This window comes from Amycolatopsis antarctica (genome assembly GCF_002262875.1).
GTDB lineage: Bacteria > Actinomycetota > Actinomycetes > Mycobacteriales > Pseudonocardiaceae > Amycolatopsis > Amycolatopsis antarctica.
This window is the reverse complement of record NZ_NKYE01000011.1, coordinates 142633-169021: the sequence shown is the minus strand read 5'-3', so window position 1 is coordinate 169021 and position 26389 is coordinate 142633. Positions and strand designations below refer to the sequence as shown.

Below are 26389 nucleotides of genomic sequence, written 5' to 3'. Positions count from 1 at the left end.
CCCGCCGGAGGTGGTGGCCGCGTTGTCCGCGGCCACCGGGAGCGCACGGGCCGGGTGGGCCGAACTGGTCGGCGCCGCGCTCGCCGCGTACCTGCACCGGGCCACCGGTGCCGGGCCCGTGGTGCTCGGCCTGCCGCTGATGGGCCGCCTGGGTTCGGCCGGGGCCCGGATCCCGGCCACCGCGGTGAACGTCGTTCCCCTGCGCGTCGGCACCGGCCCGGCGACCACCTTCGGCGAGCTGACCGCGGCGGTGGCCGCGGAACTCGCCGCGATCCGCCCGCACCACCGGTACCGGGGCGAGGACATCCGCCGCGACCTGGGACTGCTCGGCGCGGGCCGTCGCCTGGTCGGACCGTGGATCAACATCAAGCCGTTCGCCACCACGCCGCGCTTCGCGGACCTGAGCGCCACCACGCACTACCTCGCCGCGGGCCCGGTGGACGACCTGTCGGTCACCGTGCAGGGTGCCCCGGACGGATCGGGGCTGGTGCTGGAGTTCGACGGCAACCCGAACGCCTACGACCGGCCGGCGCTGCGCCGTCACGCCGACCGGTTCACCGCGCTGCTGGAGGTGCTCGCCCGCGGTGGAGCCGACCAGCCGATCGGCCGCGCCGACCTCGCCCCGGAGAGCGAACTGCGTGCCGTGCTCGACCACGGCCGCGCGCCCCGGACCGCCCACCGCGACACCGACCTGCTCGCCGAGTTCGCCCGGCAGGCGGCGCGCACCCCGGAGCTGCCCGCCGTGCGCGGTGCCGGACTGGAACTGTCCTACGCCGAGCTGGCCCGCCGCTCGGACCGGCTCGCCGCCACCCTGACCGAGCGCGGCGCGGGGCCCGGCTCCGTGGTGGCCGTCGCCGTCCCGCGCACACCGGACCTGGTGACGGCGCTGCTGGGCGTGCTGAAGTCCGGCGCCGCCTACCTGCCGATGGACCCCGACTTCCCGCCCGCCCGGCTGCGGCACATGCTCGACGACGCCACGCCCGCGGTGCTGCTCACCACGGCGTCGACGGTCACCGGGCTCGATCACCCGCACCGGCTGGAACTCGACGACCCGGCGACCGGCGCGCTGCTCGGCGCACCAGGACCGGCGCCGGCCCACCGGGCGCACCGGCCGTCCTCGGCCGCCTACGTCATCCACACCTCCGGCTCGACCGGGGTGCCGAAGGGTGTCGTGGTCTCACACCGCAACCTGGGCAACTTCCTGGCCTCGATGCGGGAGCGGTTCGCCCTCTCCGCCGCGGATCGGTTCCTCGCCGTCACCACCGTCAGCTTCGACATCGCCGCGCTCGAACTGTTCGTACCACTACTGGACGGCGCGACGGTGGTGCTCGCCGACCGCGCGGAGGTGCGCGATCCCGCCCGGCTCGCCGCACTCGCCGCCGCCGAGGCGGTCACCGCCATGCAGGCCACGCCCTCGCTCTGGCAGGCCATCGTCGAACTGGCGCCGCGAGTGGTCCGCGGGCTGCGGGTGCTGGTCGGCGGCGAGGCGCTGCCGGCCGGTCTGGCGAGGACACTGGCGGCCTCCGCCGCGCGGGTCACCAATCTCTACGGGCCGACCGAGACCACGATCTGGTCCACCGCCCGGGAACTCACCGGCTGGACCGGCGGGCCACCGCCCATCGGAGACCCGATCCCGAACACCGCCGCCTACGTACTGGACCGCGCGCTGCGTCCGGTCCCCGACGGCGAGGTGGGCGAGCTGTACCTCGCCGGTGACGGCGTGGCCACCGGTTACCTCGGGCGAGCGGGCCTGACGGCGGGCCGGTTCATCGCCGATCCGTTCGGCCCGCCCGGCACCCGGATGTACCGCACCGGCGACCTGGCCCGCCGCCGTCACGGGGAACTGGACTGCCTGGGCCGCACCGATCATCAGGTGAAGGTGCGCGGCTTCCGGATCGAACTCGGCGAGATCGAGGCCCGGCTGGGCCTGCTTGACGGTGTGGGCGCGTGCGCCGTCGTCGCCACCGGGGGAGCGGACAACCGCCTGCTCGCCTTCCTGGTGCCCGAGACCGGGTCGGCCCTGCCCGTCACGCACCGCGTACGCGAGCACCTCGCCGAGGCGCTGCCGGAGTACATGGTGCCCTCGGCGTTCACCGAGCTGTCCAGGCTTCCCCTGACACCCAACGGGAAGATCGACCGCGCCGCACTGTCCACATCGGACATCGACGGATCTGGCACGGCCGGGGCGTTCCGGCCGGACGGTTCCGCCCACGTACCCTCGGACGACCCGCACGAGGCGGTGCTGCGCGCACTGTTCGGGGCCGTCCTCGGCATCGGCGACACCGGGGCGCACGACGACTTCTTCGAGCTCGGCGGGCATTCACTGCTCGCCGTCCGGCTGGTCACCCGGATCCGTACCGAACTCGGCCGGGAACTGCCCGTGGGCCGCGTGTTCGACGCGCCCACCCCCTCGGCCCTGGCCGCGCACCTCGCCACCGCCGATCCCGCGCGACCCGCCCTGCGGCCCGCCGAACGTCCCACACCGCTGCCGGTCTCGGCCGGACAGCACCGGCTGTGGCTGCTGCACCGGCTCGACGGAGGCGCCGCCTACAACCTGCCGCTCGCACTGCACCTGCACGGCCCGCTCGATCCGGTGGCCCTGCGGTCGGCCGTCGACGACCTCGTCGCCCGGCACGAGAGCCTGCGCACGGTGTTCGGCGAGACCGAAGGAGTCGTGCACCAGTACGTGCGCGCGGCCGACGAGGTGCGGGTGCCGTTCGAGATCGCCGGCACGACCGGGCCCGAGCTGGCCGGGGCGATGGCAGCGCGGTCGCGCGGGACCTTCGACCTGGCCGACGAGCTGCCGATCCGGGCGACCCTGTTCCGGGTGGGGTCCGAGGAGCACGTGCTGCTGCTGCTCGCACACCACATCGCGACCGACGAATGGTCCCTGCGGCCCATGCTGCGTGACCTCGAGACGGCGTACACCGCCCGGCTGGCAGGTGAGGTGCCGGACCGCGCTCCGCTGCCCGTGCAGTACGCGGACCACACGCTGTGGCAACGCGCGCTGCTCGGCGACCCGGACGAGCCCACCGCGCTCGCCCGCACGCAGCTCGACCACTGGGCCGGAGCGCTGGCCGGACTGCCCGAGGAGGCCACGCTGCCCAGCGGGCGGCCCCGGCCACCCCGGCCCGGCGGCAGCGGTGTGTCGGTCGACCTCGATCTCGACCCCGGCCTGCTGGCCGACCTCCGTGCGCTGGGCAGGGCCAGTGGCACCAGTGTGTTCATGGTGCTGCACGCCGCGCTGGCCGCGCTGCTCACCCGATGCGGTGCCGGGACGGACATCCCGATCGGGATCCCGGTGGCCGGCCGGTCCGACCGGGCCGCCGAGGACCTCGTCGGGTTCTTCGTCAACACCGTCGTCGCGCGGGTGGACACCTCGGGCGATCCGACTGTCCGCGACCTCCTCGACCGGGTGCGAACCGCCGACCTGGCCGCGCTCGCCCACGACGAGGTGCCGTTCGAGCGGGTGCTGGACCGGATCGACCCGCCGCGCTCGGCCTCACGGCCACCGCTGTTCCAGGTGATGTTCGCCTACCGCAACGTGGGCGAGGAACCGGAGACCTTCGCCGGGCTCGGCGCGCGCACCGAACTCGTGGGCACCGGCACCGCGAAGGTCGACGTGACCCTCAACGTCACCGAGTCCGCCGAGGAACTGCACGGGTTCCTGGAGTTCTCCCTCGACCTGTTCGACCACGGTGTGGCGGAGAGCTTCACCCGCAGGTTCGCCGACTTCCTGACGGCGGCCACGCGGTCGGCGGACACCACTATCGGCGCGCTGCCGGTGCTGCACGAGTCCGAACGTTCGCTCATCGCGGCCGCGAACGACACCGCCCACCGCGTTCCCGGGCACACCCTGGCGGACCTGATGCGCGAGCGGTTCGCCGCCACCCCGGACGCCGAGGCACTGGTGTTCCGCGGGGAACGGCTCAGCTACGCCGAACTGGACGCCCGCACCGCGCACCTGGCCGCCGCACTGCGCGATCGCGGCGTGGGCCCGGACCGGGTGGTCGCGGTGCTGCTGCCGCGGTCGGCGGACCTGGTCGTCACCCTGCTGGCCGTCGTGCGCGCCGGGGGCGCCTACCTGCCGGTCGACCCGGAGTATCCGGCCGGCCGCGTCCGCTACCTGCTCGACGACGCCCGGCCGTGTCTCGTGGTGGACCCGGACTCCTACGCCGAACTCCGCGCCACTCCGGCGGCGTCCACAGTGTCCATATCGGACGGAGCGCAGGCGGGTGGCGACGCCGCCTATCTGCTCTACACCTCCGGCTCGACGGGCAGGCCCAAGGGCGTGCTGGTCTCCCACGACGCCATCGTGAACCGACTGCTGTGGATGGCCGAGCACTACGGTTTCGGGCCCGCCGACCGGTTCCTGCAGAAGACACCCGCCGGGTTCGACGTGTCCGTCTGGGAGTTCTTCCTTCCCCTGGTCACCGGCGGAACCCTGGTGGTCGCCGAACCGGGCGACCACCGGGACGCCGAACGGCTCGCCACGCTCATCGCGGAGGAACGGATCAGCACGGTCCACTTCGTCCCCTCGATGCTCGGCGCCTTCCTCGCCGGAACCGCGGGACCGCTCCCGCGGACACTGCGCCGCATCGTCTGCAGCGGCGAGGCCCTGCCCGCGGACCTGGTCACGCGGACCGCCGAGCGCACCGGTGCCGCCCTGCACAACCTGTACGGCCCGACCGAGGCGGCGGTCGACGTCAGCTACTGGGACACCACCGGCGCGGTGGCGGGGGAGCCGGTGCCGATCGGGTTGCCGGTGTGGAACACCGCGCTGCACGTACTCGACACCTCCCTGCGCCCGGTGCCGCCCGGCGTCACCGGTGAGCTGTACCTCGCGGGCAGGCAGCTCGCCCGCGGCTACCACGCCAGGCCGGGGATGACCGCGTCCCGCTTCGTCGCCGACCCCTTCGGCCCGCCCGGCGGGCGGCTCTACCGGACCGGGGACCTGGTGCGCAGGCGCGCCGACGGCGCGATCGTCTACCTGGGCCGGGCGGACGAGCAGGTGAAGATCCGCGGGCAGCGGGTGGAGCCCGGCGAGATCGAGGCGCGCCTGCTCGAATCACCGGACGTCGCGGCGGCCGCGGTGCTCCTGCGCTCCGGTGCGCTGGTCGCGTACTGCGTCCCCGCGTCCGGCAGGGCGATCGATGCCCACGCCCTGCGCGCAGGCCTCGCCGGCACGCTGCCCGCCCACATGGTGCCCGGTGCCTTCGTGCCGCTGGCGGAACTCCCGTTGACCGCCAACGGAAAACTGCATCGCGCGGCGCTGCCCGATCCGGACCGGACGGCAGCAGGACGGGCCGCCCGCACACCGGCCGAGCACACCGTGGCCGCCGCCTTCGCCGAGGTTCTCGGGCTGGACCAGGTCGGAGTCGAGGCCGGGTTCTTCGAGTCCGGCGGCGACAGCATCCTCGCGATCCACCTGGTCGCCGCGCTGAGCAGGGCGGGACTGCGCGTCACGCCTCGTGAGGTCGTCCAGGCAGGCACGGTGGAACGGCTCGCCGAACTGGCCACACTCGCGGAGGAACCCGCCGGGCCCACGGCCGAGGACCACGGACCGGTGGCGCCGACACCGATGCTGCGGTGGCTGCTCGAACGCGGCGGCCCCGTCGCCCGGTACAGCCAGGCGGCGCTGCTGCGCACCCCGGCGGAACTGACCGCCGCGGAGCTCCCGGCGCTGCTGTCCGGACTGGCCCGGCGGCACGGCCTGCTGCGTGCCCGGCTGACGGACACCGGTGCGGACGCGCGCCTCGTGGTGGCCGCGCCGGGCGAGCAGGTGCCCTCGGCGCGGGTGGTCCGCGCGGGCACCGATCCCGCATCGGCCGCGGCCGCGGAACTGGACGAGGAGATCGCGGCGCTCGATCCGGCCGAGGGCCGGATGCTGCGGGTCGTGTGGTTCGACGCCGGTCCGGCCGAGCCGGGACGCCTGCTCCTGGTCGCGCACCACCTCCTCGTCGACGCGGTCTCCTGGCACGTTCTCGCCGAGGACCTGGCCGCGATCCACGCCGCCCTACCGGGAGACCCGGCCCCGCCGTCCGGGACCTCGTTCCGCGAGTGGGCGGACGGGCTCGCCGGGGAGGCGGCCGGACGCCGCCCGGAGATCGCGTACTGGGAGGACCTCGCCGCCACCCGCGCCGGAGACGACGCGCTGCCCGTCCCGGGGCCGGGTCACACCATGGCCGGGGTCGTACGGCGCAGCACCGTCGTTCCCGCCGAGATCACGGCCGCGGCGACCGGGGCACTGCCGGCGGCCTTCCACTGCGGCGTGCAGGACGTGCTCCTGGCCGGCCTCGCACTCGCCTTCGCCCGGGTCAGGACGTCCCGGTCGCTCGTCGTGGACGTGGAGGGCCACGGCCGCACCGGCGACGGGCCGGCCTCGACCGCGGGCTGGTTCACCAGTCTGTACCCGGTGCGGACCGATCTCGCGGACCTGGACCTCGGCGACGTCTTCGACGGCGGGGAGCACGCGGGCACGGCACTGAAGCGGGTCAAGGAATCCCTGCGTTCGGTGCCGGGGGAGGGCCGCGGCTACGGCCTGTTGCGGTACCTCGACCCGGTGGGACGGGAACGGCTGTCCGGGACCCGCCGCGCCCTCGTGTTCAACTACCTCGGCCGTGCCGCCGGTGGCACCGGGGACTGGACCGGCACCGCCGAACTCGGCCCCTTGCCCGGCGGCGCCGACGCGGACCTGGGTGCGGGGCACACGGTGGAGATCAACGTCGTCCTCGACGAGCGGGACACCGGAGCCCGCCTCGACATCCACTGGTCCACTGTGGACGAACTGATCGGCGGCGCCGAGGTGGACGCGCTCGCCGGCGCCTGGATCGAGGCGCTGGGCGCGCTGGCCGAGCACGTCCGCCGTCCCGGCAGCGGTGGGCACAGCCCGTCCGACTTCCCGCTGGTGCCACTCGACCAGCGGCGGATCGACGCGTTCGCCGCCGCTCCCGGCGGACTGGCGGACGTGCTGCCGGTGGCGCCCCTGCAGGCAGGGCTGCTCTTCCACGCCGAGGCCCGGCGGGGCGGCTCCGACGTCTACACCGTCGTGCTCCCCTTCGACCTCCGCGGTGCGCTCGACGCGCAACGGCTGCGTGCCGAGGTGGACGCGCTGGCCCGCAGGCACGCGGTGCTGCGCACCGAGTTCCACACCCGTGAGGACGGCCCGCCCGTGCAGGTGGTCCGGGCCGAGGCCAGGCCCGGCTGGCGGCAGGTCGACCTGACCGGCTCGGACGACCCGGTGGGGGAGGCGGAGCGGCTGATCGAGCGGGAGCGGCGCACGCCGTTCGACCTCGCCTCGGCGCCACTGATCCGTGCCACCCTCATCCGGCTGGGTCAGGACGAGCACCGGTTCGTCCTGTGCCACCACCACATCCTGCTCGACGGCTGGTCCTCGACGTCGATCTCGCACGAGTTGTTCGCCGCGTACAACGGCGAGGAAGCGGGGCCGGCACCACGTCCCTACGCCGACCACCTGCGACGACTGTCCACAATGGATCATCCGCGATCGCGCGAAGCCTGGGCGGCGGCGCTGGACGGCCTCGACGAGCCGACGATGCTCGTCCCGCACGATCCCGGCGCCGGCACGGACTGGCCCGCCCGCACCGGGTGGGAACTCGACGAGGACCTGTCCGGCACACTCCGCCGGTGGACCCGGGAACGCGGTCTCACCGTCAACACCCTCGTACAGGGCGTGTGGGCGCTGCTGCTCGCCCGGCTCACCGGCCGCCAGGACGTCGTCTTCGGCACCACCGTCTCGGGTCGTTCCGCCGAGCTGACCGGGGTCACCCGCATGGTCGGCCTGTTCATCAACACCATTCCGGTCCGGGTGCGAGTGCGGCCGGAGGAGACGGCCGAGGACTACCTGGCGCGGATCCTGGACGAGCAGACCCGACTGCTGGACCACCATCACCTCGGGCTCGCGCAGGTGCAGCGGATCGCCGGTACCGGGGAGCTGTTCGACACCCTCGTGGTCGTCGAGAACTATCCGGTCCCGCCCGGTTCCGCCGCGCATGGCGACGGGATCACGGTCTCCGGCGGCACCCCGGTGGACGCCACGCACTACCCGGTCACCCTGATCGTCGCGCCCGAGGAACGCTGCTACGTCGGCATCTCCCACCAGCCCGGGGTTCCCGCCGCCCAGGCACGGGACCTGCTGAACCGGTTCACCGCACTGCTACGCGCCGTGGTGGCGGGCCCGCGGCGGCCGGTCGGGCGGCTGGGCGTGGCCGACGCCGAGGAGACCGAGCGCGCCGTGCGGCGGTTCAACCGCACCGGCGAGGTCCGGCCGTCCCCCTCGCCCGCGCGGGCGTTCGCGGAGCAGGCCGCCCGGACACCCGGCGCGATCGCCGTCGCCGACGCTCGGACGGAACTGACCTACCGCGAACTCGACGCGGCGGCGGCGCGGCTGGCCACGCTGCTGGCGGACCGGGGCGCCGGCCCGGAGACCGTGGTGGCGCTGGCCCTGCCGCGGTCGGTGCGGATGGTGGTCGCAGTACTGGCAGTGCACCGCGCGGGCGCCGCGTACCTGCCGGTCGACCCGGCGCACCCGTGGTCCCGGACCGCGCAGGTGCTCGCCGAGGCGGGGCCGGTGCTGATCCTCGGCGAGGGCGGCTATCAGAGTCCGCTCGACGGCCTGCCCTGCCTGGCGCTGGACGACCCCGGCACGGCCCTCGCACTGCGCGAGGGCCCCGGAATGGCACCGACACCGGTCCCCGGAACCGCCGCCGCCTACGTCATCTACACATCCGGTTCCACCGGCAGGCCGAAGGGTGTGGTCGTGCCCGGCGCGGCCCTCACCGGGCTCGCCGACTGGGCACGGTCCGAGTTCGGTACGGACGGCCTGGCGCGGGTGCCCGCGTCCACCCCGCTCGGCTTCGACGTCTCGGTGTTCGAGATGTTCGCCCCACTGCTCTGCGGTGGCCGGATCGACATCGCGGAGGACGTCCTGGCACTGGCCGAGGACCGCTTCCGCGGGCAGCGGTTCAGCCTGGTCTCCGGGGTGCCCTCGGCGATGGCGGGAGTGCTCGACGGCGGGCTGGCCGAGATCGACGCCGGAACCGTCGTGCTGGCGGGGGAGGCACTGTCTGCGGAGTTCGCCGACGCCGTGCGCACCGCGCTGCCCTCCGCCCGCCTGCACAACATCTACGGGCCCACCGAGGCGACCGTGTACGCCACCGCCTGGGACGTCAACGCCGAGCACGACGGGGGCCGCATCCTGATCGGCGCGCCGATCCGCGGTTCCCGTGCCTATGTCCTCGACTCCCACCTCAACCCCCTGCCGCCCGGCGTAGCGGGGGAGCTGTACCTGTCCGGGCGCCTGGCACGCGGCTACCTCGGCCGCCCAGGACTCACCGCCGAGCGGTTCGTCGCCGACCCGTTCGGCGAACCGGGGGGACGGCTCTACCGCACCGGCGACCTGGCTCGCTGGACCGCGGACGGGCGCGTCGACTACCTGGGCCGCGCCGACCATCAGGTGAAGGTGCGGGGTTTCCGGATCGAACTGGGCGAGATCGAACACGTCCTCACCCGGCACGAGGCGGTCCGCGCGGCGGTGGTCGTGGCCAGGGCGGACGAGCGCGGAGGGGACCGGCTGGTCGCGTACCTGCACAGCGAGGACGGGGCCACGGAGCGCGATCCGGCCATGCTGGAACGGGCGGTGCTGGAGCACTGCGGTACCGCGCTGCCGGACTACATGGTGCCCGCCGCGGTCGTCGTCCTGGACGAGTTCCCGTTGACCGCCAGCGGAAAGCTGGACCGTGCGGCGCTCCCGGATCCGGGTGGGACGCCCGCTGTGTCCGGAGCGGCGGAGGCTCCGGCGGCCACCGGTACGGCGCGGCTGCTCGCGGAGGTGTTCGCCGAGGTGCTCGGGGTGGCCGAGGTCGGGCCACGGCAGAACTTCTTCGAGGCGGGTGGCGACAGCATCTCCTCGCTCCGGGTCGTCAGCAGGGCACGGGCGGCCGGCGTCGCCCTCGGCGTCCGCGACGTGATGGAGCTCGGTACCCCGGAGGGGCTGGCCGCCCGCGCGGAGGCGCTCGGTGTGAACGTGTCCACAGTGGACCCAGCCGGCGACGGGGCGGGTCCGGCGGAGTTCCCGCCGACGGCGATCATGCGCTGGCTGGCCGAGCGGGGCGGACCATCGGACCGGTTCGTGCAGTGGAGCGTGCTGCACACCCCGGCCGGACTCGACTCCGCCATGCTCGACGACCTGCTGGCCGCCGTGCTCCGGGCACACCCGATGCTGGCCGCCACCCTGACCGCGGACGGGACGTTGCGACCGGGAACCGGAGCACCGGTGACCGCACGCAGGGTGGAGGTCGCGGATCTCCCCGCCGAGCGGGTGGCCGCGCTCCAGGAGCGGGAACGGCAGCGCGCCGTGGACGAACTCGACGCCACCTCCGGAGTACTGCTGCGCGCCGTCTGGTTCGACGCCGGAGCGGGTGCGGCGGGCAGACTGCTGCTGGTCGCCGGGCACCTGGCCGTCGACGGGGTCTCCTGGCGCATCATCCGCGACGACCTCGCGGACGCCTGGGCCCGGCACCGGGCCGGGCAGAAGCCCGAGGTGACGCCGGAACCCGTGTCGTTCGCCCGCTGGGCGGTGGACGCCGCGACGCCGCCGCCGGATCGCGAGGCGGAACTGGCGGGCTGGCGGACCCTGCTGGCCGGCGACTTCCGGCGCATCGGCAGCAGGCCGGTTGATCCGGAACGCGACCGCGTCGGCGAGGCCCACGTCATCGAGACGGTACTGCCGGCCGCGCTGACCGCGACGCTGCTGAGCGTCACCCCGGCCGCCGCCCACGCGACGGTGCAGGACGTTCTGCTGGCCGGGCTCGCCACTGCCGTCCACCGCCGCGGTGGTGACGGGCCACCGGTGCTCGTCGCCGTCGAGGGGCACGGCCGCGAGGAACCGCGCGAGGGCGTGGACCTGTCCCGCACCGTCGGCTGGTTCACCTCCCGCTACCCCGTCCGGATCGCCGACGCGGGCACCCCCGACGAGACGCTGGCCCTGACCAAGGAGACGCTGCGGACGCTGCCGGGCGGCCCGCTCGCCGGGCACGGCTACGGCAGGCTGCGCCATCTCGACCCGGCCGCGGCCGCGGAACTGCCCGCCGTGCCGGAGATCGGCTTCAACTACCTCGGCCGGTTCGGCGAGGACGATGCCCGAGCGTGGTCACCGGCCGGGCCGATGGGCGGGGGCGCGGACCCGGCGACCGGTGTCGCGGCGGCCGTGGACCTGACGGTGGTGACCGAGGAGAGCGCGGGCGAGCCGCGGCTGCGGGCCCGCTGGGCCGTGGCCACCGGGGTCCTGGAACCCGCCGAGGTCGCGGCGCTCGCCGAGCACTGGCAGTCGGCGCTGGAGGAACTGGCGGCCTGGTCGCGCTCGGCCACACCGCGGCACACGCCCTCGGACTTCCCGCTCATCCCGCTCACCCCGCAGGACGTCCGGGCGATCGAGACCGCACCGGGACGCGGCCCCGTCACCGACCTGCTGCCGTTGACGCCGCTGCAGACCGGACTGTTCTTCCTGACCGGTTTCGCCGACGACGGACCGGATCCGTACCTGATGCGGTTCCGGATCGACCTGAACGGCACGGTCGACGGGGGACGGCTCCGGGCCGCGGCCGGTGCGCTTCTGGCCGACCACCCCAATCTGCGGGCCGGCTTCACCTACACCGCGGCCGGGACCCCGGTGCAGTTCGTCCCGGTCACCGGCACCGCGCGATGCCGGGTACTCGACCTGCGGGCGGAAGCCGACCCGGCCGCCGCGCTCGCGACGGCGGAGGCCGAGGAGGAGCGCGAACGTTTCGACCCGGCCTCGCCCCCGCTGCTGCGCCTGACCGCGGCGATCCTGCCCGGCGGTCACAGCGCGCTCCTGGTCACCGCGCACCACCTGCTGTTCGACGGCTGGTCCGGCCCGCTCCTGGTGGCGGAACTGCTCCGGGCGTACGGCGGCGGTGGCACCACCGCGCCCGGCAGGCCCTACCGCGACTACCTGGCCTGGCTCGGCCGGCGGGACATCGCGGCCGACCGGGCGGCGTGGCGGCACGCCCTGGACGGACTGGAGGAGCCGACCCTGCTGGCCCCGGCGGGCGCGGGCGACGCGGAGCGGCGGGCTCGCAGGCAGGAGACGGTGCTGCCCGCGGGTCTCACCGCTGAGCTGACCGCGTTCCTGCGCTCCCACGGCCTGACGGTGGCGACGCTGGTCCAGGTGATCTGGGGACTGCTGCTGGGCAGGCTGACCGGACGCGAGGACGTGGTGTTCGGTGCCGTCGTCTCCGGCAGGCCACCCGAGCTCGCCGGCTCGGCGTCGCTGATCGGGCTGTGTGCCAACACTGTGCCGGTGCGGGTACGGGCCGACTCCGGCGAATCACTGGGCGACCTGCTCGAACGGGTCCGGCTGGAACAGGCCGCACTTCTCGAGCACCAGTATCTTGGCCTCGCGGACATCCAGCGCGAAGCGGCGCCCGGGGAACTGTTCGACACCGTTCTGGTGGTGCAGAACTACCCGCTCGACGGCGCCGCCGTACGGGACGCCGCGGGCGAACTGGGCCTGCGCGAGGTGCGGGCGTACGACGACACCCACTATCCGGTGGCGCTGGTCGTCGAGCCCGGTACCGAGCTGCGGCTGGTGTGGAAGTACTCCGCGGCGGCGTTCGGCGAGGACGAGATCCGCCGGCTGGGCAGGCGGTTCGAGCTGCTCTGCCGCGCCGTGGTGGAGCGGCCCGGCACCCGGTCCGAGACGGTCGACGTGCTGCTCCCCGGCGAGCGGGACCGGCTGCTGCTCGAGCACAACCGGACCGCGCGGGATCGCAGGCCCCTCGGGCTCGCGGAACTGTTCGCCGCCGCGGCCGCGGCTCACCCGGAGCGGACCGCGGTGACCGACGCGGGCCACTCACTGAGCTACGCCGAGCTGGACGCCCGTTCGGACGAACTGGCGGGCGAGCTGGCCGGACTGGGCGCGGGCCCGGAACGGATCGTCGCGGTCGCGCTGCCCCGGTGCGCGAACCTGATCGTGGCGATGCTGGCCGTGCAGAAGGCCGGTGCGGTGTACCTGCCGGTCGACCCCGGGTACCCGGAGGGACGGATCGCGCACATGCTCGCCGACGCGGCCCCGTCCCTGCTGGTGACCGACGCCGAGGCGGATGTGCGCGCGCCCGCCGGGGTGCCCCGGTTGCTGCTCGGCACCGGCGCCTCCTTGACCGGCCGCGCCGTGCCCGCCGTCCGGCCGTCCCCGGCTGCCGCCGCGTACGTCATCTACACCTCCGGCTCCACCGGTGTGCCCAAGGGGACCACGGTCACCCATACCGGAGTCGCCGATCTCGTCGGCACCATGACCGAGGCCTTCGACGTCGGTCCCGGCAGCCGGGTGCTGCAGTTCGCCTCGGTCAGCTTCGACACCTCGGTGTGGGAACTGTGCATGGGCGTGCTCACCGGCGCCACACTGGTGATCGTGCCGGACGAGGCGCGGGCGGGTGAGCCGCTGGCGCATTTCCTGCGGTACCACGAGATCACGCACGCGACCCTGCCGCCGGCCGCCCTGTCCTCGCTGGCCCCGGAGCGGGTTCCGGCCGGGATGACGGTGATCACCGCGGGCGAGGCGTGCACCCCGGCGCTCGTCCGGGCCTGGTCGGCGGACCGGCCGATGTTCAACTCCTACGGGCCGACCGAGACCACCGTCGACATCACCCTCTGGGAGTGCCGGGACGAGCCCGGCATGACCGCGGTGCCGATCGGCGACCCGGTGCACAACACCGCCGTCTATCTGCTCGACCACCGCCTGCGGCCGGTGCCCGAGGGCGTCACCGGTGAGCTGTACGCGGCCGGGACGGGACTGGCCAGGGGGTACCTCGGACGCGCCGGGCTCACCGCGGCCAGGTTCGTGGCCGATCCCTTCGGTGCCGCGGGATCCCGGCTGTACCGCACCGGCGACCTTGCCCGCCGCCGCCCGGACGGCACGCTCGTCTACGCGGGCCGTGCGGACCACCAGGTGAAGGTGCGCGGGTTCCGGATCGAACCCGGTGAGGTCGAGGCGGTGCTCACCGCCCACCCGGTGGTCGGCGGGGCGGCCGTGGTGGCCGTGCCCGACACGCGCGGCGGGAACCGGCTGATCGGCTACCTGGTCGCCGACGGGGAACTGGACGTGACCGACGTCCGGGCAGCGGCACTGCGCACGCTGCCCGATCACATGGTCCCCGCCGTGTTCGTCGAGCTGGACGAATTCCCGTTGACACCCAACGGAAAGCTCGACCGCAGGGCGCTGCCCGAGCCCCCGGTGGCGACCCCGGCCGGCCAGGGCCCGGATGCCGGGGGTCGCGTCGCGCGGACGCTGGCCGGGATCGTCGGCGAGGTGCTGGGCCTGCCCGCGATCGGTTCGGCGGACGACTTCTTCGCACTCGGCGGGGACAGCATCTCCTCCATCCAGGTGGTCAGCAGGGCCCACGCCGCGGGCCTGGACCTGCGGGCGCGGGACGTCTTCGAGTGCAGGACGGTCGCCGCACTGGCCGACCTGGCCGCGAGCCGCGAGACCTCCGGGCCGCGGGCCGCCCCGGTCACCGCGGACCCGGTGGGCACCATGCCCGCGACACCCGTCATGTTGTGGCTGCGCGACCTGGGCGGGCCGATCGGCCGGTTCAGCCAGTCGCAGGTGCTGCGCACGCCGGCCGGACTGACCGAATCCGGGCTGCTGTCGGTGGTGCGGGCAGTGCTCGGCAGGCACGACATGCTCCGCGCCCGCCTCGACCGGACCGAGGACGGCGGATGGACGCTGGAGGTGCCGCCCGGCGACGCCGTCCAGCCCGCCGACCTCGTGTCTACTGTGGACGTTTCGGCGGTGGACGAGTACCGGTTGCCGGACGTGGTGGCGGAACATCTCGACCGGGCCGCGGATCTGCTGGCGCCGGAGAACGGCGTGCTGGCGCGGTTCGTCTGGCTGCGGTCCGGCGAGGGCCTGCCCGGCAGGCTGATCGTGCTGATCCACCATCTCGCCGTGGACGGGGTGTCGTGGCGGATCCTGCCCGGCGACTTCGCGGCGGCGTGGGCCGCCGTGGCGGCCGGGACGGACCCGCCGGACCCGGCGAGCGGGACCTCGTTCCGGGCCTGGGCGCGGCGTCTGGCCGAGGCGGGTACCGAGGGCGAGTTCGCGGGCGAACTGCCGCACTGGCGGGCGACGCTCACCGCCGCACCGGAGGGCCCCGCGGGCGGCCCGACCGACCCGCGGCGGGACCTCGTCGGCGTGGCGCGGCTGATCCACCAGGTCGTCCCGGCCCACCGCTGTGCGCCGCTGCTGACCGCGCTGCCGGAGGCGTACGGGACGGGGGTGCAGGAGGTCCTGCTGACCGCGTTGACCCTCGCGGTGGCGCGTGGGCACGCCAGAGCCGGGACACCGACCCGGGAACTGCTGGTCCGGCTGGAGGGCCACGGCCGCACCGAACTTCTCGCCGGTGCGGACCTGTCCGGCACGGTCGGCTGGTTCACCACCGGGTACCCGGTGCGGCTGGGAATCGCGGGCGCCGACCTCGGAGACGCGCTCGCCGGTGGCGAGTCCGCCGGCCGAGTACTGAAGGCGGTGAAGGAACAGCTCGTCGGCGTTCCGGGGGAGCAGGGGCTCGGTTACGGCGTGCTGCGCCACCTCGATCCGGCGGCGGCCCCCGAACTCGCCGCGTACGCCGAGCCCGAGGTCTCCTTCAACTACCTCGGCCGGTTCACCGAGCCCGCCGGGGACACCGACTGGCAGCCGGTCGCCGGAGCGTCCGGTGTGGACGGTGCCGCCGAACCGGGCCAGCCGATGGCGCACGCGCTGGAGATCAACGCGGTGGCCGTGGAGATCGACGGGGAGACCGAGTTGCACGTGGACTGGCTGTACGCACCCGGGGTCATCGACGACACCGGGGCACACGACCTCGCCGAGACCTGGCTGGACACGCTGGACGCGCTCGCGGACCACGCGGCCGGGCCGGCGGCCGGCGGGCACACCCCGTCGGATCTCGCACTGGTCTCCCTGAGCCAGCACCAGATCGACACCTTGGAAGCGAAGTGGGGCAAGGCATGACCCGTACCGGCCTGGAGGACGTTCTCCCGCTGTCCCCGTTGCAGGAAGGGATGTTCTTCCTCTCCTCCTTCGACGAGAACGCGCGTGACGTCTACACGGTGCAGTTGCAGTTCGAGCTGGCGGGCGAGGTGGACGCGGACGCACTGCGGGCCGCCGCGAGAGCATTGCTCGACCGGCACGCGAACCTGCGGGTCGCCATCACCGCGACCGGCGTCGAACGTCCGGTGCAACTGGTCATGCGGCACGTCGAGGTCCCCTTCACCGAGACCGACGTTCCCGGCGCGACCGCCGGGGAACGCAGGCACGCCGCCGACATGATCGCCGAGGAGGACCAGCGCACCCGCTTCGACGTGGAGGCGCCCCCGCTGGTCCGGTTCACCCTGCTCCACCTCGCCGAGGACGAGCACCGGCTCCTGCTGACCCATCACCACCTGCTGATGGACGGCTGGTCGGGTCCGCTGCTCGGCCGCGACCTGTTCGCCCTCTACGCGGCCAGGGGCGACGCCTCCCGGCTGCCGCGGGTGCGGCCGTACCGCAACTACCTCGCCTGGCTCGCCGGTCGCGACCGGGACGCCGCGCGGGCGGCCTGGCGCGCGACGCTGTCCGATGTGGACGGTGCGACTCTGGTGGCGGGCACCGACCCCGGCCGGAGCCCCGCCTTCCCGGAGCGGCTGGCCGACCACCTTCCGGAGGAGGCCGCAGCGCGGCTGACCGCGTTCGCCCGCGCCCGTGGCGTCACGCTCAACACGGTGGTGCAGGCGGCCTGGGCGATCGTCCTCGGTGCCCGTACCGGCAGGCAGGACGTCGTGTTCGGGACCACCGTGCACGGCAGGCCCGCGGACCTGCCCGGCGCGCACGACATGGTGGGGTTGTTCATCAACACCGTGCCGGTGCGCGTTCGGCTCGATCCGGCCGAGTCGGTCGGCGGGCTGCTCGACCGGGTTCAGGCCGAACAGGCCGCGCTGCTGGATTACCAGCACCTCGGGCTGACCGAGATCCAGCAGCTCGCGGGCGGCGGCGAGCTGTTCGACAGCCTCGTCGTCTTCGAGAGCTACCCGGTCGACGAGCAGGCCCTGGTCGAGCAGCAGCGCGCCGGGGGACTGGACGTGCGTGCCGTGCAGACCCGCGACGCCGTGCACTACCCGGTGAGCATGATCCTGATCCCGGGCCGCGAACTGGAGGTGCGGTGCACCTTCCGTGCCGACGTGCTCGACGCCGGTGACGCCCGCCTGCTGCTCGACACTCTGGTCCGGGTGCTCACCGCCCTCGCCGAGGACGCCGCGCTCCCGGTGGGCAGGCTGCCCCTGCTCGGCGCGGCCGAGCGCGACACGGTCCTGCGCGCCTGGAACGACACGGCACGGCCGCTGCCCGCGACGACGCTGCCCGCGCTGTTCGCCGAGTGGGTCACGGCCACGCCGGACGCTCCCGCGGTACTGGCAGGGGACGCGCGGTGGACCTTCGCCGAACTCGACGCCAGGATCGGCGCCATCGCCGCGGCCCTGCGGGCGGACGGGGTCCGGGCCGGCGACGTCGTCGCCGTGGCGCTGCCCCGGTCGGCCGAGCTGGTGGCCACGCTCTACGCCGTGCACCGCCTCGGCGCGGCGTACCTGCCGATCGATCCCGCCCACCCGGCCGATCGCGCCGAGTTCATGATCTCCGACGCGGAGCCTGCGGCCGTCGTCACCGGAGCCGGTCTGCCCGCCCGGGGCCTGCCGCCGGTGACCGACTCCGCCGCCGGACCCCGGCACGCCGCCTACGTCATCTACACCTCGGGTTCCACCGGCAGGCCGAAGGGGGTGGTGGTATCGCACGCGGCCATCGCCAACCGATTGCGGTGGATGCGGGAGACCTACCGTCCGTCCACGACGGACCGGATGATGCTCAAGACGCCGGTGTCCTTCGACGTCTCGGTGCCGGAACTGTTCTGGCCCGCCGCGACCGGGTGCGCGCTGGTCGTCGCCCGCCCGGACGGTCACCGCGATCCGGCGTACCTGGCGCGGCTGATCGAGGACGAACAGGTGACGACGGTGCACTTCGTGCCGTCGATGCTGAACGCATACCTCGCCGACCCGGCGGCGGCCTCGGCGGTGCCGCCGCGCCGGGTGCTGTGTAGCGGGGAGGCGCTGCCCGGTGAGCTCGCGGTGCGGGCCCGGCAGGTGCTGGGCGAGATCGAACTGCTGAACCTGTACGGCCCCACCGAGGCGGCCGTCGAGGTGACGATGGCCGACGCCGGGGCGGAGGACAGCACCCGTCCGGTCCCGATCGGCCGTCCACTGTGGAACACCCGCTGCTACGTGCTGGACGCGGCGCTGCGGCCGGTGGCAGCCGGCAGTCCCGGGGAGCTCTACCTCGCCGGGGCCCAGCTCGCCGACGGGTACGTGCGGCGCGCCGGCCTCAGTGCGACCCGGTTCGTCGCCGATCCGCACGGCCCGGCGGGTGAGCGGATGTATCGGACCGGTGACCTGGCCGCGTGGAACGCCGACGGCACGTTGCGCTACCTCGGCCGCACCGATGACCAGGTGAAGGTGCGCGGCTTCCGTATCGAACCGGGCGAGATCGAGCAGGCGATGATCGCGGTGCCCGGAGTCGTGGGCGCCGTCGTCCTCGCCCGGCCCGGTGCCGGGGGAGCACAGGAGCTGATCGGCTACGCGGAGAGCGCGACAGAGAGCACCACGGCGGAGGCGCTCCGGACCGCGCTGGCGGCCACGCTGCCGGAGTACATGATCCCGGCCGTGCTGCTGGTCGTGCCCGAGTTCCCGTTGACCGCCAACGGAAAGCTCGACCGGGCGGCGCTGCCGGAGCCGGTGCGCGAGTCGGTGACCGCGCACCGGGAGGCACGCGACCACACCGAGACCCTGATCAGCGAGCAGTTCGCCGCGGTCCTCGGTGTCCCGCACGCCGGGGTGGACGACAACTTTTTCGCACTGGGCGGGCATTCGCTGCTGGTGGTGAAGCTCGTCAGCGCCCTGCGCTCGGTTCTGGGCTCCCAGCTCTCCGTGCGCACCGTGTTCGAGAACCCGACGGCCGCGGGTCTGGCCAGGGCGCTCACCGCCGCCTCGGACGGTGCGCCCGCCATCACCGCCGGGCCCCGGCCGGAGTGTGTTCCCCTGTCGGCCACCCAGCGCAGCCTGTGGTTCCTGTACCGGATGGACGGCCCGTCCGCGACGTACAACCTGCCGCTGGTGTGGCGGATCGGCGGCCACCTCGACGTGGCCGCGCTGCGAGCGGCGGCCGCCGACCTCTGCGACCGTCACGAGGTGCTGCGCACGGTCTTTCCCGACCACGACGGAACGCCGTACCAGCAGGTGCTCGACCAGGTACGGCCGGAGCTGCCGCTCGTGGAGGTCACCGAAGCGGAACTGGTACCGGGGATCGGAGCGGCCGCCGCCCACGAGTTCCGGCTCGACCGGGAACCGCCACTGCGGCCGGTGCTGTTCCGGCTGGCCGAGGACGACCACGTGCTGCTGTTCCTGCTGCACCACATCGCCGGGGACGAGTGGTCGGCGGGGCCGTTGCGCCGCGACCTGTTCGGCGCCTACCGGGCGCGCACCCTGGGGGCCGCGCCACAGCAGGAACCCCTGCCCGTCCAGTACGCCGATTTCGCGCTGTGGCAGGGGAAGCTGCTCGACGGGACCGAACTCGCGGACCGGCAGGGGCGGTTCTGGCAGGCCACCCTGGACGGTCTGCCCGAGCTGATCGAGCTGCCCACCGACCATCCGCGTCCCGCGGTCGCCGGGCAGCACGGCGACGCCGTGGAGTTCACCCTGCCGCCGTCGGTGCGCGAGGCGGCGCGGGCACTCGCCGCGGACTGCGGGGTCACCCAGTTCATGCTCATGCAGGCGGCCGTCGCCGGCCTGCTGCACCGGCTCGGCGCGGGCGAGGACATCCCGCTGGGCACCCAGGTCGCCGGGCGCGCGGACAGCGTTCTCGACGAGGTGGTGGGCTTCTTCACCGACACCGTCGTACTGCGCACCGATCTCGGCGGGCGGCCCACCTTCCGGGAACTGCTCGGCCGTGTCCGGGAAGCCGACCTGAGCGCGTTCGGCAACCAGGACCTGCCCTTCGACCGGGTGGTGGACCTGGTGCGCCCGCGCCGGTCCCTGGCGCATCACCCTTTGTTCACCGTCGGCATCGCGTACCAGCACGCCGACATCGAGGCCCGCCGGTTCGGCGGGCTGACCGTCGCCCCGCACCGGATCCAGGTTCCGGTGGCGAAGTTCGACCTGGACTTCGAGTTCGTCGCCACCAGCACCGGGGAGGTCCACGGCGCGCTGATCCACCGCACGGATCTGTTCGAGCGGCGGAGCGCGGAACTGCTGACCGACCGGCTGTTGCGCTTCCTCGGCGAAGCGCTCGCCGATCCCGACCGTCCGGTCTCCTCGATCGAGTTGATGACGGCACGGGAACGGGACCGGCTGCTCGACCGTGGCCGGGGAGTGCGGCAGCCGGGCAGACGCGGCATCGCAGCCCTGTTCGCCGCCGCCGTCGCCCGTACCCCGCAGGCACCCGCCGTGCTGACCGGGGCCGGGACCCGCAGCTACGCCGAGCTGGACGCCGACACCGCGCGGCTGGCCAGGGTGCTCCGCGCCCGGGGGGCCGGTGCGGAGACCCCGGTGCTCGTCGCGCTCGGACGCGGGCTCGACGCGGTGACCGCGTTCCTGGCCGTCGCGAGGGCGGGCGCCGTCTATCTGCCGGTCACCCCGGACACTCCGGCCGCCAGGATCGCCGAGATCGTGGCGGGCTCGGCCCCGGTACTGGCCCTCACCACGGGTGCTACCGCCGGGTCGCTGCCGCCGGGCCTGCCGGCGGTGCTGCTCGACGCGCCGCTGCCCGCCGACGATCCGGGCGCCCCCCTGCCGGAACCACTGCCCGGTGCCGCGGCGTACCTGATCCACACCTCCGGCTCGACGGGGAGGCCGAAGGGCGTGCTCGTCGCCGATTCGGCGATCGAGGCGCTGGTGGCCACCGCGGTCCGTACCTACGGCGCGGGCACCGGCGCGCGGGTGTTGCAGTTCACCTCGCCCGCGTTCGACGTGTTCGTCGAGGAGCTGGCGATGTCGGTGCTCTCCGGCGGGACGCTGTGCGTCCCGGATGAGAGTGAACGGCTCGGTGAGGGGCTCGCTCGTTACCTCGCGCGTACCGGGATCACCCACGTCGATCTGCCGCCCGCCGCCCTGGAGACGCTGCCGGCAGGCGGACTGCCGGAGGGCACCACCGTGGTCGTCGGCTCGGACCGGGTACCGGCCGGACTGCTCGGCCGCTGGGCGTCCGGGCACCGGGTGTTCAACGCCTACGGCCCGACCGAGACCACCGTCAACGCGACGGTGTGGGAGTGCCCGCGGGACTTCGACGGTGGTGGGCGGGTGCTCATCGGCGGGCCGGACACCGGCAGGCGGGTGTACGTACTCGACGAGGCGCTGCGCCCGGTGCCCTCCGGGGTGCCGGGGGAGCTGTACGTCTGTGGCGACGCGCTGGCGCGCGGCTACCGGAACGCGCCGGCGGAGACCTCCGCGCGTTTCGTGGCGGATCCGCTCGGCGGGACCGGGGCCAGGATGTACCGCACCGGCGACCTGGCGCGGTGGACCGCGGACGGGGAGCTGGAGTTCCTCGGCCGTTCCGACGAGCAGCTCAAGGTGCGCGGGTTCCGGATCGAACCGGGTGAGGTGGAGGCGGCGCTGCTCGCCGAGCCCGAGATCGGTGCCTGCGCCGTGGTCACCCGCGCCGACGGGTCCGCGTCCAGGCTCGTCGCCTACGTCGTCCCCCTCGGCCGGGTCGACAGGGTCGACCCGGAGGGGCTGCGCGGCAGGCTCGCCGCGCTGCTGCCCGGGTACCTCGTCCCGGCGGCCGTGGTGGAGGTGGCCGAGCTGCCACTGAACGCCAGCGGGAAGGTGGACCGCCGGGCATTGTCCACATCGGACCGATTTGCGCCCGGCACGGCGACCGGGGCCGGCAGGGCACCCGGCACCGCCGCCGAGCTGGCACTGGCCACCGCGTACGCGAGCATCCTCGGCGTGCCGGAGGTCGATGCCGACGCGGGCTTCTTCGCCCTCGGCGGGGACAGCATCTCCTCCATCCAGGTCGTCTCCCGGATGCGTGCCGCCGGATGGCGGATCACCGCCCGGCAGGTGTTCGAACAGCAGACGGTGGCGGAGCTGGCGGCGGTCGCCGAGCCCGTCGATCCGGCCGAGCGCGCGGAGCGGCCGGTGCCCGGTGACCTCGCGGTCGATCCGGTCGCGCTGACAGGCGTGGTGCCGGCCGGGGCCGAGATCGCCGAACTGTGGCCTCTGTCGCCCCTGCAAGAAGGTCTGCTCTTCCTGGACTCGCTGGAGTCGGACGGGGCCGATGTCTACACCGTGCAGCAGGTGTTCGATCTCGACGGTGACCTCGACCCGGCGTTGCTGCGCCGCTGTGCCGAGACCCTGCTCGACCGGTATCCGAATCTGCGCGCCGGTTTCGTGCAGGGCGAGTCTCCCCGGCCCGCCCAATTCGTCCTGGACCGGGTGACGCTGCCGTGGCGGGAGATTGATCTGTCCGATGTGGACGATGTGGAGGCGCGGTCGCGGTTCGACGCGATCGCCGAGCGGGACCGTGCCGCGGGATTCGACCTCGCGGCACCACCGCTGATCCGGGCCACCCTGGTGCGCGTACCGGGCGGCGGCCACCGGTTCCTGCTGAGCCACCACCACATCCTGATGGACGGCTGGTCCGGGCCGCTCTACGGTCGTGAGCTGTTCGTTTTGTACGGCAACGGGAACCGGAGCGAGACGCTGCCCGAGCCCGCCGCGTACCGGGACTACCTGGGCTGGCTGGCCGGGCAGGACCGGGAGTCGGCGACCGCCGCCTGGCGGGAGGCACTGTCCGATGTGGACGAGCCGACCCTGGTGGCGCCCGGGCTGACCCCGGCCGCGCTGCCCGCCGAGGTCTCGGTGGAACTTCCGGAGGAGGTCACCGCCGGACTCGCGGCGCTGGCCAGGGATCGGGGCCTGACCCTGAACACCGTCGTCCAGGTTCTCTGGTCGCTGGTGCTCGCCGGGCACACCGGAAGCCAGGACGTCGTCTTCGGCACCACCGTCCACGGCAGGCCCGCGGACCTCGCCGGTTCCGAGCAGATGATCGGACTGTTCATCAACACCGTCCCGGTCCGGGTCCGGCTACACCCCGCGGAGACGGCAGCCACGCTGCTGACCCGGGTACGGGCGGAGCAGTCCCGGCTGGTCGACGCACAGTACCTGGGCCTGGCCGAGATCCAGCGCGCCGCGGGCACCGGGCAACTCTTCGACACCCTCGTGGTGTTCGAGAGCTACCCGATCGACGACGCTGCGCTGGCCGAGGCCGAGGAACAGGCAGGACTGCGGGTCGCCGGGCTGACCGAGGTCGATGCCACGCACTACCCGCTGACGCTGCTGATCGCCCCCGGCGAGCGGCTGCGGCTGTCGGTGCGCCACCGTCCGGACGCGATCGACGAGAACACCGCCCGCCGGCTGACCGGGACGCTGGAGCGCGCGGCGGCCTGGCTGTGGCACGATCCCGACGCCGCCGTCGGAACGGCGCGGCTGGTGGCCGAGCGGGATCACGACACCGTGCTGCGGACGTGGAACGCCACCGCCCACCCCGTTCCGGACACCACCCTGCCCGCGCTGTTCGCCGAGCAGGTGGCCCGCACCCCGCGGGCGACCGCGCTCGTCGCGGACGGCGAGCACCACACCTACGCCGAGTTCGAGGCGCGGGTGGCCGCGCTCGCGGGCGGGTTGCGGGAACACGGTGCCGGGCCGGGCACGGTCGTGGCGGTGCGGCTGCCGCGCTCGATCGACCTCGTCGCGACACTGCACGCCGTGCACCGGTGCGGCGCCGCCTACCTGCCCGTCGACCCGGACCATCCCGAGCACCGGATCCGATTGCTGACCGAGGACGCGCGTCCCGTCGTCACCGTCACCCCGGACCTGCTCGGCCGGCTCGCGGAGGGTCCGGTGCTGCCCGCCGGGACGGTGGCCGTGAGCGGGGCCGACGCCGCGTACGTCATCTACACCTCGGGCTCGACCGGCGTCCCCAAGGGCGTGGTCGTCGAGCACGGCGCCATCGCGAACCGCCTGCTGTGGATGGCCGAGCACTACGGATTCGGCCCGGGCGAGCGGACGCTGCAGAAGACCCCGGCGACCTTCGACGTCTCGGTGTGGGAGTTCTTCCTGCCGCTGCTGACCGGCGGCACCCTCGTGCTGGCTCGGCCGGACGGGCATCGGGACCCGGCGTACCTGGCCGAGCTGATCCGCACCGAGTCGGTGGACACCGTCCACTTCGTACCGTCGATGCTGACGGCGTTCCTCGCCGAACCGGCCGCCGCGGACTGCGCGGGAACCCTGCGCCGCCTGGTGTGCAGCGGGGAGGCACTGCCCGCGGACCTGACCGTGCGCGCCCGGGAAACCCTGGGCGTGGCCGTGCACAACCTGTACGGCCCCACCGAGGCGGCCGTGGACGTCACGGCCTGGGACACCGGAAGCGACGACGGCTCCCGCCCGGTCCCGATCGGACGTCCGGTGTGGAACACCCGCGTCTACGTGCTCGATCCGGCTCTGCGTCCGGTCGCCCCGGAGGCCCCCGGCGAGCTGTACCTGGCCGGGGCGCAGCTCGCCCGCGGCTATCTCGGGCGCGCGGCGCTGAGTGCGCGGGCCTTCGTCGCGGACCCGCACGGCGGCTCGGGAGAGCGGATGTACCGGACCGGCGACCTGGCCGCGTGGAACGCCGACGGCACGCTGCGCTACCTCGGCCGCACCGACCACCAGGTGAAGCTGCGCGGCCAGCGGATCGAACCCGGCGAGATCGAGCACGCACTGCGGGCGCTCGACGGGGTGGCCGAGGCCGCCGTGCTCGCGCTCGGCGACGCTGCCGGCACCCGGCTCGTCGGCTATGTGACGGCGGGCGGAGCGGAGGTCACCGGCGACCGCCTGCGTGACGCGCTGGCCACCCGGCTGCCCGCCCACCTCGTCCCCTCGGCCGTGCTGGTGCTGGACTCGCTGCCGCTGACCTCGAGCGGGAAACTGGACCGGAAGGCACTGCCCGCGCCGGACTTCGCCGCGGCGACCGGGGGCCGGGAGCCGGACGGGCCGGTGGAGTCCGCGCTGGCGACAGCGTTCGCGGACGTACTCGGGCTGGATCGGGTCGGTGCCGACGACGGCTTCTTCGCGCTCGGCGGCGACAGCATCTCCTCATTGCAGCTCATCGGCAGGCTGCGTGCCCTCGGCCATCGGGTGACCCCGCGGCAGGTGTTCGAGCTGCGCACCGTCGGCGAACTGGCACGGGTGGCCGTGCCCGCCGCCGCGTCCGTGCCGGTCCGGGACAGCGCTCTTGCCACCGACGGCTCCGGCACCGCCGTCCTGCTGCCGGTGATGCGCGAGCTGCGTGAACTGGGCGGCGACCACCGGCGGTTCAGTCAGTCGATGCTGGTCGGCGTTCCGGCCGCGGCCTGGCTCGACGACCTGCGGGCCCTGCTGGCCGCGCTGCTGGACACCCACGACGCGCTGCGCGCCGAACTGGGTGAGGACTGGGAGTACCGCATCCGCCCACGGGCAGCGGTGGCACCGGCGGACATCCTGCGACGAGTGGACATCACCGAGGCAGGCGAGGAACTGGCGGCGGTGATCGGCCGGGAGTTCGCCGCCGAACTCGACGCGCTCGACCCCGGTCGCGGCCGGATGCTGCGCGCGGTGTGGTTCGACGCGGGCCGGGACCGTCCTGGCAGGCTGCTGCTGCTCGCACACCACCTCGTCGTCGACGGGGTGTCCTGGCGGGTGCTGCTCGACGATCTGGCCACCGGCTGGGACTCCCGTCGTTCGGGCGCCCGGATCGTGCTCGAACCGGCGGGCACCTCGCTGCCCGCGTGGTCCAGGGCACTCGCGGCGCGCTCGGACGATCCACAGTGGATGGAGGACCGCGCGCGCTGGCAGGAGATCCTGTCGGGCCCCGCGCGGATCGGTACCGAGCGCGCGCTGGACGCGGCGATCGACACGCGCGCCACGGTGCGTTCGCACGAACTGACGATCTCGGGCGAGGTGACGGCGGAACTGCTGACCTCGGTACCCGCGGCGGTGCACGGCGGCGTGCAGGACGTGCTGCTCGCCGCGCTGGCCCTTGCCGTCGGGCGCCGGCGTCGCGCGCACGGGCACCGGTCCGGAGGCGGGTTGCGAATCGACCTGGAGGGTCACGGCCGGGACGAGCACCTGGTTCCGGGTACGGACCTCTCCCGCACGGTCGGCTGGTTCACCACCGTCTACCCGGTGCTGATCGGCGCGGACACCGCGGACGTGCTCGGCACGATGATGTCGGTCAAGGAGGAACTACGGGCCGTCC

General features: G+C 74.2%; 2 protein-coding genes (both running past the window's edge). Both read left to right on the top strand.

Features of this window, described 5'->3' with window-relative positions; all coding sequences use genetic code 11:
• Positions 1 to 16048: the 3' portion of a non-ribosomal peptide synthetase gene (locus tag CFN78_RS18490; protein WP_110495011.1), read on the top strand. It extends 701 nt beyond the left edge of the window; the window shows 16048 of its 16749 coding nt (coding positions 702–16749); its start codon lies beyond the left edge, outside the window; it ends in the stop codon at positions 16046 to 16048.
• Positions 16045 to 26389, top strand: partial view of a non-ribosomal peptide synthetase gene (locus tag CFN78_RS18485; protein ID WP_094864095.1) — the 5' portion only. It continues 3566 nt past the right edge of the window; only the first 10345 of its 13911 coding nucleotides appear in the window; the start codon lies at positions 16045 to 16047; its stop codon lies beyond the right edge, outside the window. Before CFN78_RS18490 ends, CFN78_RS18485 begins: the two co-directional genes overlap by 4 nt.